Source organism: Achromobacter sp. HZ01 (assembly GCF_003267925.1).
In the GTDB taxonomy this organism is placed as follows: domain Bacteria; phylum Pseudomonadota; class Gammaproteobacteria; order Burkholderiales; family Burkholderiaceae_B; genus Achromobacter; species Achromobacter pulmonis_A.
This window is the reverse complement of record NZ_LWKV01000001.1, coordinates 61,019-76,751: the sequence shown is the minus strand read 5'-3', so window position 1 is coordinate 76,751 and position 15,733 is coordinate 61,019. Positions and strand designations below refer to the sequence as shown.

14 protein-coding genes are annotated in these 15,733 nt (G+C 67.4%); 9 read left to right on the top strand and 5 right to left on the bottom strand.

What is annotated here, in order from left to right:
• Positions 1 to 35: 35 nt before the first annotated feature.
• Complete coding sequence (locus A6B37_RS00390) at positions 36 to 680, bottom strand: DNA-3-methyladenine glycosylase (RefSeq protein WP_111825513.1); 645 nt, start codon at positions 678 to 680, stop codon at positions 36 to 38.
• Between the two features lie 20 nt (positions 681 to 700).
• Positions 701 to 2,155 (bottom strand): cysteine--tRNA ligase, encoded by a 1,455-nt coding sequence (gene cysS / locus A6B37_RS00385; protein WP_111824590.1) that lies wholly within the window; start codon positions 2,153 to 2,155, stop codon positions 701 to 703.
• A gap of 236 nt (positions 2,156 to 2,391) precedes the next feature.
• Here cysS and A6B37_RS00380 point away from each other — a divergent pair, with 236 nt between their 5' ends.
• From A6B37_RS00380 to A6B37_RS00370, 3 genes are read left to right on the top strand one after another with little or no spacing between them, the layout of a single operon-like run.
• Positions 2,392 to 3,075: a tetratricopeptide repeat protein gene (locus tag A6B37_RS00380; RefSeq protein WP_102772515.1), complete on the top strand. Its 684-nt coding sequence runs from the start codon at positions 2,392 to 2,394 to the stop codon at positions 3,073 to 3,075.
• Positions 3,072 to 3,719 carry a peptidylprolyl isomerase gene (locus tag A6B37_RS00375; protein ID WP_246842338.1) on the top strand — a complete coding sequence of 216 codons (648 nt, stop codon included), beginning with the start codon at positions 3,072 to 3,074 and terminating at the stop codon, positions 3,717 to 3,719. The genes A6B37_RS00380 and A6B37_RS00375 overlap by 4 nt, the downstream gene beginning before the upstream one ends.
• Positions 3,712 to 4,479, top strand: coding sequence for a UDP-2,3-diacylglucosamine diphosphatase (locus A6B37_RS00370; RefSeq protein WP_102772516.1), 768 nt, complete (start codon positions 3,712 to 3,714; stop codon positions 4,477 to 4,479). Before A6B37_RS00375 ends, A6B37_RS00370 begins: the two co-directional genes overlap by 8 nt.
• Positions 4,480 to 4,554: 75 nt before the next feature.
• On the opposite strand, the gene A6B37_RS00365 is transcribed toward A6B37_RS00370, so the two are convergent.
• The 3 genes from A6B37_RS00365 to azu all read right to left on the bottom strand — a co-directional run bounded on the left by A6B37_RS00365 (position 4,555) and on the right by azu (position 7,640).
• Positions 4,555 to 5,418, bottom strand: a complete 864-nt coding sequence (locus A6B37_RS00365) for an undecaprenyl-diphosphate phosphatase (protein WP_111824589.1) — start codon at positions 5,416 to 5,418, stop codon at positions 4,555 to 4,557.
• Positions 5,419 to 5,436: 18 nt separating this feature from the next.
• A complete protein-coding gene (locus tag A6B37_RS00360) occupies positions 5,437 to 7,020 on the bottom strand; it encodes a TerC family protein (RefSeq protein WP_102772518.1) in 1,584 nt (527 codons plus the stop codon).
• A 170-nt stretch (positions 7,021 to 7,190) separates the two neighbouring features.
• Positions 7,191 to 7,640, bottom strand: coding sequence for an azurin (gene azu / locus A6B37_RS00355; RefSeq protein WP_102772519.1), 450 nt, complete (start codon positions 7,638 to 7,640; stop codon positions 7,191 to 7,193).
• A gap of 333 nt (positions 7,641 to 7,973) precedes the next feature.
• On the opposite strand from azu, the gene A6B37_RS00350 reads away from it, so the two are divergent.
• From A6B37_RS00350 to A6B37_RS00325, 6 genes are all read left to right on the top strand, one after another.
• Positions 7,974 to 10,178, top strand: a complete 2,205-nt coding sequence (locus tag A6B37_RS00350) for a NosR/NirI family protein (RefSeq protein WP_111825511.1) — start codon at positions 7,974 to 7,976, stop codon at positions 10,176 to 10,178.
• Between the two features lie 117 nt (positions 10,179 to 10,295).
• Positions 10,296 to 12,209, top strand: a complete 1,914-nt coding sequence (gene nosZ, locus A6B37_RS00345; protein ID WP_111824588.1) for a TAT-dependent nitrous-oxide reductase — start codon at positions 10,296 to 10,298, stop codon at positions 12,207 to 12,209.
• 5 nt (positions 12,210 to 12,214) lie between these two features.
• Positions 12,215 to 13,510: a nitrous oxide reductase family maturation protein NosD gene (locus A6B37_RS00340; RefSeq protein WP_246842337.1), complete on the top strand. Its 1,296-nt coding sequence runs from the start codon at positions 12,215 to 12,217 to the stop codon at positions 13,508 to 13,510.
• Positions 13,507 to 14,406 (top strand): ABC transporter ATP-binding protein, encoded by a 900-nt coding sequence (locus tag A6B37_RS00335; protein WP_102772521.1) that lies wholly within the window; start codon positions 13,507 to 13,509, stop codon positions 14,404 to 14,406. The genes A6B37_RS00340 and A6B37_RS00335 overlap by 4 nt, the downstream gene beginning before the upstream one ends.
• The gene (locus tag A6B37_RS00330) at positions 14,403 to 15,233 is read left to right on the top strand and encodes an ABC transporter permease (protein WP_111824586.1); all 831 of its coding nucleotides are present in this window, start codon (positions 14,403 to 14,405) and stop codon (positions 15,231 to 15,233) included. The genes A6B37_RS00335 and A6B37_RS00330 overlap by 4 nt, the downstream gene beginning before the upstream one ends.
• Positions 15,230 to 15,733, top strand: a complete 504-nt coding sequence (locus tag A6B37_RS00325; protein ID WP_111824585.1) for a nitrous oxide reductase accessory protein NosL — start codon at positions 15,230 to 15,232, stop codon at positions 15,731 to 15,733. Before A6B37_RS00330 ends, A6B37_RS00325 begins: the two co-directional genes overlap by 4 nt.

The window sequence follows — 15,733 nt, the reverse complement described above, 5'->3', positions numbered from 1 at the left end:
TAGTGTGGTTCCGTAGATGGGCTGCCCGGGGTGCGTCAGTACTGGACCGGAGCCGGTTCCAGACTGCGCCACAAATACCAGGTCGCCACGGTACGCCAGGGTTGCCACGCCAACGAGACTTCGCGAGCCTCGAAGCGAGAGACAGGCTCGCCGCTGAAATAGTGTAGCGAGATTGCCTTGAGCAACCCGGGATCATCCAGCGGCAAGACGTCGGGCCGCTGCAGATTGAAAATCAAAAACATCTCCGCCGTCCAGCGTCCGATGCCGCGGATGGCGACCAGCTCGGAAATGACGGCTTCATCGTCCATGGCCGCCCATTTCTCGGGATGCACCCGGCGTTCGCCGAAATGCACGGCCAGGTCCAGCACGTATTCGGCCTTGCGCTGCGACAGCCCGGCGGCGCGCAGGCCGTCGAGGCCGACGCGCAGCACCGCGACCGGCGTGGGGCGCTTGCCCGCCGCGTCGATGAACCGGGTCCAGGCGGTGTCGGCCGCCTTGGGCGAGACCTGCTGCCCGATGATGGCGCGCGCCAGCGTCACGAACGGCGTGCCGCGCGAAGTCAGCCATACCTCCGGGTGCTGGGGGATGATCTTCTTCAGGATGCGGTCGCGCCGCATCAGGTGGGCTACGGCGGCTTCCCAATACTCGGGCTTGGGAATCTCGAGGTCGGCGGCGGACATGGCGGGCGGTTCCTGGCGGCTCACGCGCGACGCCATTGCGTCAGGCCGCCCGGCTTGTCGTCCAGCTCGATGCCGGCCTCGCGCAGTTCCGCGCGGATGCGGTCGGCCTCGGCGTAGTTGCGGGCGGCCTTGGCCGCCGCGCGCGCCTCGATCAGCGATTCGATCGCCTGGGCGTCGAGCGCGCGGCGCTCGCCCTGCTCCATGGCGGCCGCCGAGTAGCGGGTGGGCGACTGGAAGTAGGCCGCCGGCTCCTGCTGCAGCAGGCCCAGCAGGGCGCCCAGCGCCTTCATCTGGCCGGCGCTGCGCGCGCTTTTTTCGCGGTTGGCTTCGGAAGCCAGCTCGAACAGCGCCGCCACGGCGCCGGAGCTGTTGAAGTCGTCGTCCATGGCGGCCTTGAAGGCCTGGGCCTGGGGCTCGTTCCAGTCGATGCCCTGGTCGTCGGCGGCCACGTTCTGCAGCGCCTGGTACAGGCGGTCGAGCGCGTTCTGGGCGTCGACCAGGTTGTCCGGCGTGTAGTTCTGCGGGCTGCGGTAGTGGTTGCGGACGATGAAGAAGCGCACCATCTCGGCCTCGCGCGGATTGACGCGGTAGCTGGACTGGTCGGCCGCCGGTTCGTCCTGCGCGATGGTCTGGCGGATGGTGCGGAAGTTGCCCAGCGACTTGGACATCTTGTCCGAGTCGACCATGAGCGGGCCGCAGTGCATCCAGATATTGGCCAGCGTACCGCCGAAGGCGCCCTCGGTCTGGGCGATTTCGTTTTCGTGGTGCGGGAATTTCAGGTCCGGCCCGCCGCCGTGGATGTCCAGCGGCAGCCCCAGCAGGGCCTTGCTCATGGCCGAGCATTCGATGTGCCAGCCCGGCCGGCCCAGGCCGTAGGGCGATTCCCATTTGGTGTCGGCCGGCTCGTCTTCCTTGGCCGATTTCCAGAGCACGAAGTCGAGCGGGTCGCGCTTGGCCGAGCCCACCGCCACGCGCTCGCCGGCGCGCAGGTCGTCCAGCGTCTTGCCGGAGAGCTTGCCGTAGCCGGGGAAGCCGCGCACGGCGTAGTTCACGTCGCCGTCGTCGGCCTGGTAGGCCAGGCCGTTGCGTTCCAGCTTGCCGATGATGTCCAGCATCTCGCCCACGTACTGCGTGGCGCGCGGCTCGCGGTCCGGCGTGGCCACGCCCAGCGCGCGCTCGTCGGCGTGCATGGCGTCGATATAGAACTCGGTCACTTCGCCGATGCGGCGGCCGGTCTCGACCGCGCGGCGGATGATCTTGTCGTCGATGTCGGTGATGTTGCGCACGTAGTCGACGGCCAGCCCGCTGGCGCGCAGCCAGCGCTGCACCACGTCGAACGACACCAGCATGCGGGCATGGCCCAGGTGGCAGAAGTCGTAGACGGTCATGCCGCACACGTACATGCGCACCTGGCCGGCCTGGGCCGGCTTGAACGGTTCTTTGGTACGCGATAAGGTGTTGTAGATTTGCAGCATGGCGCGTGGTTCGGCTTTGTTGTTCGGCTCAGCAGTTCGGCTTTGTTGTTCGGATGAGTTTTCCGTGGCGGACGCGGAAAAAAGATGCCATCGAAGGACGATACCCCCGACGCCAGCATCCGGGTTGGACGAGAGTCAAAACCCAACCGGGGCTAAAATGGTGGTCGTCAAGTATAGCAAGCGGCCCGGTCGCGCGCGTAAGCGCCGGCCAGCCACGACTTTTAACGGATGACCACGTGACTATCAAGCCGCGCCTACGCGTCGCCCTGCTCGCCCTGGCCCTGGCGGGCGTTCCCGCTGGAGCCTCTCTTGCACAGTCCATGGCCGGCGGCGGGGGCGCGAACCCCAACGCCAACCGGACCACCCTGGACCCCATCCCGCCCGAGGGCGGCTGGGACAGCCTGGCCAACATGCTGGAAGCGATCAAGCCCGGCGTCGACACGCGGCTGACGCCTTCGCCCTCGCAGATCACCACGCACATCGAACGCCTGCTGAACCACGGCGACAACGAAGAGGCGCTCGCGCTGATCGAGAAACGCCAGGCCGAGATCAAGGGCCAGCGCGGCACCGACGTGCAGCTGATGTTCCAGCACGCGCGCGCCCTGGCCGCCCTGAATCGCACCAACGAGGCCATCGACGTCTACACCGAGATGACCACCGAATTCCCCGAGCTTCCGGAACCCTGGAACAATCTGGCCGCTCTATATGCAAGCCGCGGCGAGCTCGATCGCGCGCAGGACGCCCTGCAAATGGCGCTGCGCGCCGATCCCGGCTATGCCGCCGCGCGCGCCAATCTGGGCGACCTGCAGCTGCTGCAGGCGCTGAGCACCTATAGAAAGGCCGCCCGCGAAGGCGTGCCGGGCGCGCAGCAAAAGGCCCAGGAAGTCGAAACCATGTTGAAGGATAAACAAGGCAAATGATGTCCCGTTTTTCTCCTCTGCACCTGCTGCGCCTGACGGCGTGCTCGTTCGCGCTGGCCGCTTTCGCGCCGGCGCTCGTCAGCGCCGCTCCGGCGGCCAATTCCTCCACCTCCACCTCTGAAGGCACAAAAGCCATGAGCACCAACCCCCGCGTCAAGCTTCAAACGAACCAAGGCGACATGGTCATCACCCTGGATGCCGCCAAGGCTCCCAAGACCGTCGAGAACTTCCTGACCTACGTCAAGGAAGGCTTCTACAACGGCACGGTGTTCCACCGCGTGATCGATGGCTTCATGATCCAGGGCGGCGGCTTCGAACCGGGCATGAAGCAGAAGCAGACCCACGCCCCCATCGAGAACGAAGCCAACAACGGCCTGAAGAACGACAAGTACACCCTGGCGATGGCCCGCACCAGCGATCCGCACTCGGCCACGGCGCAGTTCTTCATCAACGTGTCCAACAACGACTTCCTGAACTTCACCGCCCCCACGCCCAACGGCTGGGGCTATGCCGTGTTCGGCAGCGTGACCGAAGGCACCGACGTGGTCGACAAGATCAAGGGCGTGAAGACCGGCAACAAGGGCTTCCACCAGAACGTCCCCAACGAGGACGTCATCATCGAGAAGGCCGAAGTTCTTGAATAAGATCAGCCTGCCCGGCCCCATCTGGCTGGCGTCCGACCTGCACCTGGGCCCGGCCACGCCGGCCACCCTGGAGGCCTTCACGGCCTTTCTGCAGGCGGCGCGCGAAGAGGCCGCCGCCCTGCTGCTGCCGGGCGACATCTTCGACGCCTGGATCGGCGACGACGTGATCCGCGCCGCGCCGCCGTGGCTGGCCACGGCGCTGACGGCGCTGCGCGAGACCGCCGCGCGCATCCCGGTGTGGCTGGGCCGCGGCAACCGCGACTTCCTCATCGGCGAAGAGCTGGCCCGGGCGCTGGGCGCCCACCTGCTGCCCGAGCCCGCCCTGCTGGAAACGGATTTCGGCCCCATCCTGCTGACCCACGGCGACGAGTTCTGTACGGACGACGCCGCCTATCAGCAGTTCCGCCAGATGGTCCGCAATCCGCGCTGGCAGGCCGAGTTCCTGGGCAAGACCATTCCCGAACGGCTGGCGATGGCGCAACAGGCCCGCGGCGAAAGCCAGGCGGCCAACCAGGCCAAGTCGATGGAGATCATGGACGTCAACCCCGGCGCCATCGAAAAGGTCCTGCGCGACACGGGCGTGCGCGTGCTGGTGCACGGCCACACCCACCGCCCGGCCCGCCACGTGCTGGACGTCGACGGCCGCAAGTGCGAACGCTGGGTGCTGCCCGACTGGGACTGCGACCACGTCAACCCGCCGCGCGGCGGCTGGCTGGTCATCACGTCCGACGGCCCGGAGTTCTACGACCTGGAACCGTAAGCCCCATCGGCCGGTCCGAGCCGGCATCCGTCCATGGGACGGATGCCGGCTTTTTCATTTGCGCGCAAGCGGACCTCAGCGCGTGAATATCCACGCGGCCACCACGCCGCCGAACACGATCCGGTACCAGGCGAACACGCGGTACGTATGGTTGGCGACGAAGCGCAGCACGGCTCGCACCACCACCATCGCGCTCAGGAACGCCGCGACGAAGCCCACCGCGATGCCCAACAGGTCCTGCTGGGTCAGCAGGTCCATGTTCTTGTACATGTCGTAGACCGCCGCGCCCAGCATGGTCGGCATGGCCAGGAAGAACGAGAATTCGGTCGCCGTCTTGCGCTGGATGCCGGCGATCATGCCGCCGATGATGGTCGCACCCGAGCGCGAGGTGCCCGGGATCATGGCCAGGCACTGCGCCACGCCCACGCCCAGCGCCTGCTTCCAGGAAATCTGCTCCAGCGTGCGGGCCGTGGCGCGCTCGTCGGAGGCGGTGTCGTCGGCCGCGCCCGGCTGGTCGCCCGGCGTGTGATGGGTCTTGCGCTCCACGTACAGCATGATGAGCCCGCCCAGCACCAGGGTCACGACCACCACCGCCGGGTGGTAGAAGATGCTCTTGATCGACTTGATGAAGATCGCCCCGATCACGGCGGCCGGCAGGAAGGCGATGATCAGGTTGCGGGTGAAGGCCACCTCGCTGGGCACGCCGGTCAGCGTGCCGCGCGCCAGCCGCAGCAGGCGCGCGCGGAACACCCACATCACCGCCAGGATGGAGCCCAGCTGGATCACCACCTCGAAGACCTTGCCCTGGCTGGACTCGAAATTGATCCAGTCGCCCACCAGGATGAGGTGGCCGGTGCTGGACACCGGGATGAATTCCGTCAGGCCCTCGATGACGCCCAGGACGAATGCTTTGATCAGGTATAGCGCGTTGTCGGTCACGATACAGGTTCTGTCCGGTTAGTCGTTGGCGGGAGAGGCTTCGTCGGCATGCAGCTCTTGCGGCCGCTTCTCGACGCGCACCAGGGCGATGCGGCGGCCGTCCATTTCGAGGACTTCGAAGCGGAAATGGTCGTGGTGGATCTCGTACTCGCAGGCGTCGCCCGGCTTGGGCAGGTGGCCGAAGCGCGACAGCAGGTAGCCGGCCAGGGTCGAGAAGTCCTGGGCGTCGTCGACCAGGCCTTCGGTTTCGAGCACCTGCTCGACGTGGTGCAGGTCGGCCGCGCCGTCGATCTTCCAGGTGTTCTCGCCGTCGGCGACGATGTCGGGCAGTTCGTCCTCGTCGGGGAATTCGCCGGCGATGGCCTCGAAGACGTCGATGGGCGTCACCAGCCCCTCGATCGCGCCGAATTCGTCGGCCACCAGCACGAGCTGGCCGCGCGAGCGCTTGAGCGTATCCATCAGGCGCAGGATGCCGATGGATTCGTGCACGATGATGGGATCGCGCAGGCGGTTGCGGCGCACGCGGCCCTCGGTGATCAGGTCGGCCACCAGGTCCTTGGCGCGGCCGATGCCCAGCACCTCGTCGAGCGACCCGCGACAGACCGGGAAGAAGCTGTGCGGCGCCTCGGTCAGTTGGTTGCGGATGGTCTGCGGATCGTCGTCGATATTGATCCAGGAGACGTCCGTGCGCGGCGTCATGATGGAGCGGATCGAGCGCTCGGCCAGGGTCAGCACGCCGCTGACCATGTTGCGCTCTTCGACGCCGAAGGCCGGCACGGTCGGGCCGTCGACGCTGGGCAGGTCGGGTTCGTCGGCCGGCGGCCGCTTGCCCAGCATGCGCAGCACGGCCGAGGCGGTGCGCTCGCGCATGGGACGGCGCGCGTCCAGCTTGAGCAGGTTGCGGCGCGCCACCTGGTTCAGCGCCTCGATGGCGACCGAGAAGCCGATGGCCGCGTACAGGTAGCCCTTGGGCACCTTGAAGCCAAACGCCTCGGCCAGCAGCGAGAAGCCGATCATGAGCAGGAAGCCCAGGCACAGCACCACCACCGTGGGGTGGGCGTTGACGAAGCGCGTCAGCGGCTTGGACGCCAGCAGCATGATGCCGATGGCGATGACGACGGCGATCATCATGATCGCCAGGTGGTCCACCATGCCGACGGCGGTGATCACCGAATCCAGCGAGAACACCGCGTCCAGCACCACGATCTGCGTCACGATCACCCAGAAGCTGGCGTAGACGCGCGGCCCGGACGAGCCGCCGTGCTGGCTGCCTTCGAGGCGCTCGTGCAGCTCCATGGTGCCCTTGAAGAGCAGGAACAGACCGCCGATCATCAGGATCAGGTCGCGTCCCGAGAAGGAAAGCGGGCCGACGGAAAACAGGGGGGTGGTCAGCGTGACCAGCCATGACATGACCGACAACAGCCCCAGGCGCATGACGAGCGCCAGGCTCAGGCCCATGATGCGCGCGCGGTCGCGTTGCGCAGGGGGCAGCTTGTCCGCCAGGATGGCGATGAAAATCAGGTTATCGATTCCCAGGACGATCTCGAGGACGACCAGGGTAAGCAAGCCGACCCACGCAGTGGGGTCCAGCAGCCACTCCATCAGGAGCTCCAAAAGTTACACGACCGATAATCGTACATGGAAAATCCGTGACACGCCGGTGACGCCGCCCCTCCGTAAGCCTGATGTACAGGCGGTTTAGGCCATAGGAACCAGCCGCCGGGCAGAAAAAAACCGGCCTGGGGCCGGTCTGTTCCTGGCGCGCGAGCCGCTTAGTTGCTGAGCTTGAGCGTGCCCTTCATGACGGCCCAGTGGCCGGGGAACGAGCAGAAGAACGCATAGGCTTCGCCCGCGGTCAGCTTGGACACGTCGAAGGTGACCGAATCCGATTCGCCGCCGCCGATGACCTTGGTGTGCGCGATGACGCGGCTGTCGCCCTGCTTGACGTAGTCCTGGGCGGCGCCGGCGTTCATGCCGTCGGTGGCCACGCCCTGGCGGTCGGCTTCCTTGGTGAGCACCCAGTTATGGCCCATCGCGACCTTGGGCATCTTGCCCACGTGCTTGAGCGTCACGGTGAATTGCTTGCAGCTTTTGTCGACCACCATTTCCTTCAGGTTGAACTGCATGGCGTCGTTGCCTTCGATGGTGGCTTCGCATTGCGCGGCCAGCGCGGGCAGGCTGGCGGCGGACAGGACGATGGCGAGGGTGGCTTTTGCCAGCATGGGAATTCTCCGTAGACAGGGGCGGCGTTTGGATTCTCCGCAAGCCACATGCCTGCGTCGCTGCCGCTAGGCACAAGTCTAGGACACCGAAAAAAACACGCTATTGACGGACATCAAGTCCGTCCGGATCGCATGCCGCAAAACCGGGAAACCCCCAGGTTTTGTAGGGGTATTGAGGTTCCGGCGAGAAGGAAACGGAGGCCGTTGATAAACCGCAATACCACCCGTCCTGGATCTTCTTAGGATGCGTCAAACCTTTGCAAATAGAACCAGAAGAGTACAGGCATGCAGGGCAGCACAGCGGGGCGGGAGTTCATGCGGATCGTCGGATTCATGCGGGCAGCGTTCATTGCGCTGCTGCTCTATATATTGGGCGCCGGCCTGGCGCAGGCGCAGCGGCTGCCCGACTTCCTGGCCACTACCCCGATCGGCGAGATCTTCCCCGGCGCGGACCGCGTCGACGCCCCCGCCGGCAAGCCGCTGGCCGCCAAGGCCTATGCCGGCTCGCGCCCGCTCGGCGTCGTCTACCTGACTTCCGACGTGGTCAACACGCGCGGCTATTCCAGCAAGCCCATCGACGTGCTGGTCGGGCTGGCCAACGACGGCCGCATCGTCGGGGCCAAGCTGGTCGAGCACCACGAACCCATCGTCCTCATCGGCATCCCCCAGGCCAAGGTGGACCATTTCATCAGCGGCTACGTCGGCCTCAATTTCGTCGACTCCCCTCCCCGCCACGGCGCGCCGCCGCCGGTGGACATCATCAGCGGCGCGACCGTCACGCTGATGGTGATCGGCGACAGCATCACGCGCTCGGCCATCGCCGTGGCGCGCGCCCACGGCATCGACAAGACCGCCGCGCCCGCCCAGCAGGCCGCGCCGGCCGCCGCGCGCGCCGTCGACGAATCGCGCGACACGCCGCAGAGCTGGCAGGCCCTGCTCGACGCCGGCGCGGTGCGCAACCTGAGGCTCACGCCCGAGGACGTCAACCAGGCCTTCCGCGCATCCGGGCGCGACGACGCCGCCGCGGTCGCCGACGGCAGCGGCAATGCCGACACCTTCATCGACCTGTACGCCGCGCTGGTGAGCGTGCCGGCCATCGGCCGCAGCCTGCTGGGCGACACCGAATGGCAGCGCCTGAAGGAAAGGCTCAAACCCGGCCAGCAGGCCATGCTGGTGGCGGGCAACGGCGCGTATTCGTTCAAGGGCTCGGGCTACGTGCGCGGCGGCATCTTCGACCGCATCGAGGTGATCCAGGACGAAAGCAGCTTCCGCTTTCGCGACCGCAACCACCAGCGGCTGGCCGACGTGGCCGCCGAAGGCGCGCCGGCGTTTCGCGAAGTGGCGCTGTTCATCGTGCCCGACGACGCCGCGCTCGACCCGGTCGCGCCCTGGCGCCTGCAGCTCATGGTGCAGCGCGTGCTCAGCGTGAAGGACAAGGCGTTCGTCACCTTCGACCTGCCCTACGAACTGCCGCAGGCCTACACCAGGCCCGTCGCCGGCGCGCAACCCGCGGCGGCGGCGCCGACCGCGACCGCTCCCGCCCCGGCCGCGCAGGCCGCCGAAGAAGAACCCGCGCCCGCGCTGTGGAAGCAGATCTGGCGCGGCAAGTCCGGCCAGGTGGCCGTGCTGACGGTGGCGCTGGTGGTGCTGGTGGGCATCTTCTTCTTCCAGGACCAGCTCACCAGCCGGCCGCTGCTGCACGACCGCCTGCGGCTGGCGTTCCTGGCGTTCGCGCTGTTCTGGATCGGCTGGTACGGCCAGGCCCAGCTGTCCATCGTGAACGTGCTGACCTTTTTCTCGGCGCTGCGCACCGACTTCCGCTGGGAGTACTTCCTGATGGACCCGCTGGTGTTCATCCTGTGGTGCGCCACCGCGATCTCGATGGTGTTCTGGAACCGCGGCGCGTTCTGCGGCTGGCTGTGCCCGTTCGGCGCGCTGCAGGAGCTGGCCAACCGGGCCGCCAAGCGCCTGGGCGTGCGCCAGCTGAAGATCAGCCACGGCGTCAACCAGCGCCTGTCGACGCTGAAGTACGTGATCTTCCTGCTGCTGTTCGGCTTCTCGCTGTACGACCTGGCGCTGGCCGAGCAGCTCTCCGAGATCGAGCCGTTCAAGACCGCCATCATCCTGCGCTTCGTGCGCTACTGGCCCTTCGTGCTCTTCGCCGTGGCGGTGCTGGCGGCCGGCCTCTTCGTGGAACGCTTCTTCTGCCGCTACCTCTGTCCGCTGGGCGCGGCGCTGGCGATTCCCGCCCGCCTGCGCATCTTCAACTGGCTGCGCCGTTACCGCGACTGCGGCAACCCCTGTCAGCGCTGCAATCTCGAATGCCCGGTACAGGCCATCGACCCCACCGGCGAGATCAACCCGAACGAGTGCATCCAGTGCCTGCACTGCCAGATGCTCTACCACCATGACCAGAAGTGTCCGCACCTGATCCAGAAAAAGGCCAAGCGCGAGCGCCGCCGGCCCCAGGCCGAGCCCGCCGAGCAGCCCATCGTGATCCACCGCCTGCCGAGCCAGAAACCCGAAGCCGAAGCCTGAATCCAGTTCTTGCCGTTGCGCCATCCCGGGGCGGAAACGCCGCCCCGGGATGGCGGGCAGCGGATGGAACTTTCTTACCCCACGGCGCGAGCCGCCGTTCCTACCAAGGAGTTATCCATGTCCGACAAGAATCCCGAAAAGGGCGGCCTTTCTCGCCGCAGCTTCCTCGGCACCGCAGCCATCACCGGCGCCGCCGGCCTGGTGGCGGGCGCGCAGATCCCCACCGCGCATGGCAAGGACGCCAAGGGCGCCAACGGCGTGCTGGGCCACGTCGCGCCGGGCGATCTGGACGAATACTATGCGTTCAACTCCAGCGGCCAGTCGGGCGAAGTGCGGGTGCTGGGCCTGCCGTCCATGCGCGAGCTGGTGCGCATCCCCGTCTTCAACCACTGCAGCGCGACCGGCTGGGGCCGCACCAACGAAAGCCGCAAGATCCTCACCGAAGGCCTGACGCCCGAGACCCGCGCCTACCTCAAGGACAAGGGCGGCGTGTTCGCCAACGGCGACGCCCACCACCCTCACCTGTCGTTCACCGACCGCACCTACGACGGCCGCTACCTGTTCATCAACGACAAGGCCAACAACCGCGTCGCGCGCATCCGCCTGGACGTGATGAAGACCGACAAGATCACCGAGCTGCCCAACGTATCGGGCGTGCACGGCCTGCGGCCGCAGCGCTATCCGCGCACCGGCTATGTGTTCGCCAACGGCGAGCACATCGTGCCGCTGCCCAACGACGGCAAGGTGATCGACGATCCCAAGAAGAACTTCTTCGCCATCTACACCGCGATCGACGGCGACACCATGAAGGTCGCCTGGCAGGTGCTGGTCGACGGCAACCTGGACAACGGCGACGCCGACTACCAGGGCAAGTACTCCTTCTCCACCTGCTACAACTCGGAGAAGGGCGTGACGGTGGAAGAGATGTCGGCCAATGAGCAGGACTGGGTCGTGGTGTTCAACATCAAGCGCATCGAGGAAGCCGTCAAGAAGGGCGACTACAAGATGATGGGCGGGGTGCCGGTGATCGACGGGCGCCACGGCTCCAAGTACACGCGCTACATCCCGGTGCCGAACTCGCCGCACGGCTGCAACGCCGCGCCCGACGGCATCCACATCGTGCTCAACGGCAAGCTCTCGCCCACCGTCACGGTGCTGGACGTGCGCACGCTGGACGACCTGTTCGACGACAAAATCAAGCCGCGCGACTGCGTGGTGGCCGAACCGCAGCTGGGCCTGGGCCCGCTGCACACGGCCTTCGACGGCCGCGGCAACGCCTACACCACGCTGTTCATCGACAGCCAGATGGTCAAGTGGAATCTCGACCTGGCCAAGCGCGCCTTCAAGGGCGAGAAGGTCGACCCCATCATCCAGAAGCTGGACGTGCACTACCAGCCCGGCCATAACCACACCACCATGGGCGAGACCCGCGAGGCCGACGGCAAGTGGCTGGTGTCGCTGAACAAGTTCTCGAAGGACCGCTTCCTCAACGTGGGTCCGCTCAAGCCCGAGAACGACCAGCTCATCGACATCTCCGGCGACGAGATGAAGCTGGTGCACGACGGCCCCAGCTTCGCCGAGCCGCACGACATGTGCCTGGTGCACCGCTCCAAGGTCCACCCGCTCAGCGTCTGGAAGCGCGACGACCCCATGTGGGAGGACGCCCGCCAGATGGCCAAGAAGGACGGCGTCACGCTGGAGGACGCCGCCAAGGTGGTGCGCGACGGCAACAAGGTGCGCGTGTACATGATGGCGGTCGCGCCCATGTTCAGCATCAAGAAGTTCGAGGTCAACCAGGGCGACGAAGTCACCGTGGTGGTGACCAACATGGAGGTGATCGAGGACCTGACGCACGGCTTCACGCTGGAAGGCCACGGCATCGCCATGGAGATCGGACCGCAGGCCACTTCGTCGGTCACGTTCACCGCCGACCGCCCCGGCGTGTACTGGTACTACTGCCAGTGGTTCTGCCACGCGCTGCACATGGAGATGTCCGGCCAGATGATCGTCCATCCCAAGAAGACCGCGTAGCTTCCATGACATCCATCTCCATGCCGAAGGGCGGCGGGAGGACCGCCCGCGCCGCGCTGGCGGCCCTCGCCCTGGCGCTGTCCGGCGCCGCGGCGGCGGCCGTGCACACGCTCGCCCCCGGCGCCGACCTGGCGCAGGCCGTCGCCGGGGCGCAGGACGGCGACGTGCTGCGCCTGTCCCCCGGCGCCTATGCCGGCGGCATCGTCATCGACAAGCCGCTGACGCTGGAAGGGCCGGCCGACCGCTCGGCGGTCATCGCCGGCACGCGCCAGGGGCGCACGGTGTGGATCAAGGCCGCCGACGTGTCGCTGCGCAGCCTGACCGTGACCCGCTCCGGGCTGAGCCTGTCGGACATGGACGCCGGCGTCTTCCTCGACCGCACGGCGCACCGCGCCCGGGTGGAAGGCAACGACATCCTCGACAATCTCGTGGGCGTGCACGTCTGGGGGCCGCGCGACGCCCTGGTGCGCGGCAACCGCATCGTCGGCAACCGGGAACTGCGCGTGGCCGAACGGGGCAACGGCGTCACGCTCTGGAACACGCCCGGCACCCGCGTGCTGGACAACGACATCTCGGCCGGGCGCGACGGCATCTTCGTCAACACCAGCCGGCTGAACACCTTCAGCGGCAACCGTTTCCACGACCTGCGCTACGCGGTGCACTACATGTACACCAACGAAAGCGAAATCAGCGGCAACGTCGCCACCGGCACCGACGTGGCCTACGCCATCATGTTCTCGCACCAGCTGATCGTGCGCGACAACGTCGCCGTCGACAGCCGCGAGCAAGGGCTGATGCTGAACTACGCCAACCAGTCCCGCATCACCGGCAACTCGGTGGACCGCGCGGGCAAGTGCGTGTTCATCTACAACGCCAACTACAACGAATTCCAGGACAACCGCTTCGCCAACTGCGACATCGGCGTGCACTTCACCGCCGGCTCCGAAGGCAACCAGGTATCCGGCAACGCCTTCATCAACAACCGCAACCAGGTCAAGTACGTCAGCACCCGTACGCTGGACTGGTCGGTCGCGGGCCGCGGCAATTACTGGAGCGACAACACCGCCTTCGACCTGGACGGCGACGGCATCGCCGATACCGCCTACCGGCCCAACGACGTGGTCGACCAGCTGCTGTGGCGCGCGCCGGCCGCGCGCATCCTGCTCAACAGCCCGTCGATCGCCATCGTGCGCTGGGCGCAATCGCAGTTCCCCGCCATCCTGCCCGGCGGCGTGATCGACAGCGCGCCGCTGATGCAGCCGCCGCCGCTGCCGGCCCGGCTGCCCAAGGAGTCTCCATGAACACCGACCTCGTGACGCTGTCCGGCGTCAGCAAGCACTACGGCGCGCAGCGGGCCATCGACGGCCTGGACCTGCAGCTGCGCGAGGGCGAATGCGTCGCGCTGGCCGGCCACAACGGCGCCGGCAAGAGCACGCTCATCAAGCTCATCCTGGGCCTGATCCGCCCCACCCAGGGCCGCGTCGCGCTGTTCGGGCACGACGCCCACAGCCCGGCCGCGGCGCGGTTGCGCAACCGCATCGGCTACCTGCCCGAAACCGTGGCGCTGCATCCGTCCATGACCGGCGAGGAAACGCTGGCGTTCTACGCCCGGCTCAAGCGCCAGCCGCTGTCGGGCAACGCCGCGCTGCTGGAGAGGGTCGGCATCTCGGGCGCGGCGCGCCGGCGCGTGGGCGGCTATTCCAAGGGCATGCGCCAGCGCCTGGCGCTGGCCCAGGCCCTGCTGGGCCAGCCGCGCGTGCTGCTGTTCGACGAGCCCACCACCGGCCTGGACCCGGCCTCGCGCCTGATGTTCTACGACATCGTGCACGAGCTGCGCGCCGCCGGCGCCACCATCCTGCTCAGCACGCACGCGCTGTCCGAACTGGCCGGTCACGCCGATCGCATCGTGGTGATGAAGGCCGGCAGGAAGATCGCCGACGGCGCCATGTCGGCGCTGCGGCGCTCCACCGGCCTGCCCATCCGCATCCGCCTGACCCTGGCGCACGCCGACGCGCCGCCGGCCGGCGCCTGGCGCCGCATCGAGGCGGGCCGCTACGAGCTGGCCTGCCTGGAACACGACAAGATCGCGGCGATCCGCAGCATCGGCGCGCTGTCGTCCGACATCCACGACCTGGACATCCAGGTGCCGAGCCTGGACGACATCTATGCACATCTGCTTGAACGGGAAGACGTATGAACGCGGTAGGCACCATCATCGGCAAGGAAATCCGCGACGGGCTGCGCAACCGCTGGGTGCTGGCCACCGCCCTGCTGCTGGCCGCGCTGGCGCTGGCCCTGGGCCTGCTGGGCAGCTCGCCCAGCGGCACGGTCAAGGCCGAGCCGCTGACCGTCACCGTGGTCAGCCTGTCCAGCCTGTCCATCTTCCTGGTCCCGCTGATCGCCATGCTGCTGGCCTATGACGCCGTGGTCGGCGAAGTCGACCGCGGCACCATGGCGCTGCTGCTCAGCTATCCGGTCTCGCGCTGGCAGGTGCTGGTGGGCAAGTTCATCGGCCACCTCGCCATCCTGGCGCTGGCCACGGGCGCGGGCTACGGCTCGGCCGGGCTGGCGCTGCAATGGGCCTACGGCGGCCTGGACATCGGCGCCTGGCAGCCGTTCGCGCTGCTGATCGGCGCCAGCGTGCTGCTGGGCGCCAGCTTTCTCGCAATGGGCTACCTGATCAGCACGCTGGTGCGCGAGCGCGCCACGGCCGCCGGCATCGCCCTGGGCGTCTGGCTGTTCTTCGTCGTCATCTACGACATGGCGCTCCTGGGCGTGCTGGCCGCCGACCAGGGCCGCCACGTCAGTCCCGGCCTGCTCAACGCGCTGCTGCTGCTCAACCCCTCGGACGTGTACCGGCTGCTGAACCTGACCGGCTTCGAGAACATTTCGCTGTACGCCGGCATGGCGGGCGTGAGCGACCAGGCCAGCCTGCCGACGTCGGCGCTGATCGCCGCGCTGCTGCTGTGGGTCGCCGTGCCGTTCCTGATGGCGGCGGCGGCATTCAGGAGGAAACAACTATGAGACGCCTGCGGCTCGCCCTGGCCCTCGCGGCCCTGCTGAGCGCCGCCGCCTGCGGCAGCGGCGCCGATTCCGAGGCCCCGCCCCCGCCGCCCCAGGCCGTGACGCTGGAATCGGTCGGTCACTACTGCGGCATGGCCTTGAACGAACATGGCGGCCCCAAGGGCCAGATCTTCATCAAGGGGCGCGCGGCGCCGGTGTGGTTCTCGTCGATCAAGCAGGTCTTCGCCTATACCCTGCTGCCGGAAGAACCCAAGGCCATCAGCGCCATCTACGTCAACGACATGGGCACGGCCGGCCCGGACGGCGCGCCCGATCCGTCGGTGTGGATCGACGCGCGCCAGGCCTACTACGTCATCGAAGGCCGTTTCATCGGCGGCATGGGCGTCGAAGACGCGATGCCGTTCTCGCAGCGCGAACGCGCTGAAGCCTTCGCCCGCGCCCACGGCGGCCGCGTCGCCGCCTTCGCCGACGTGCCGGAAGCCTATGTCTTCGCCCAATAG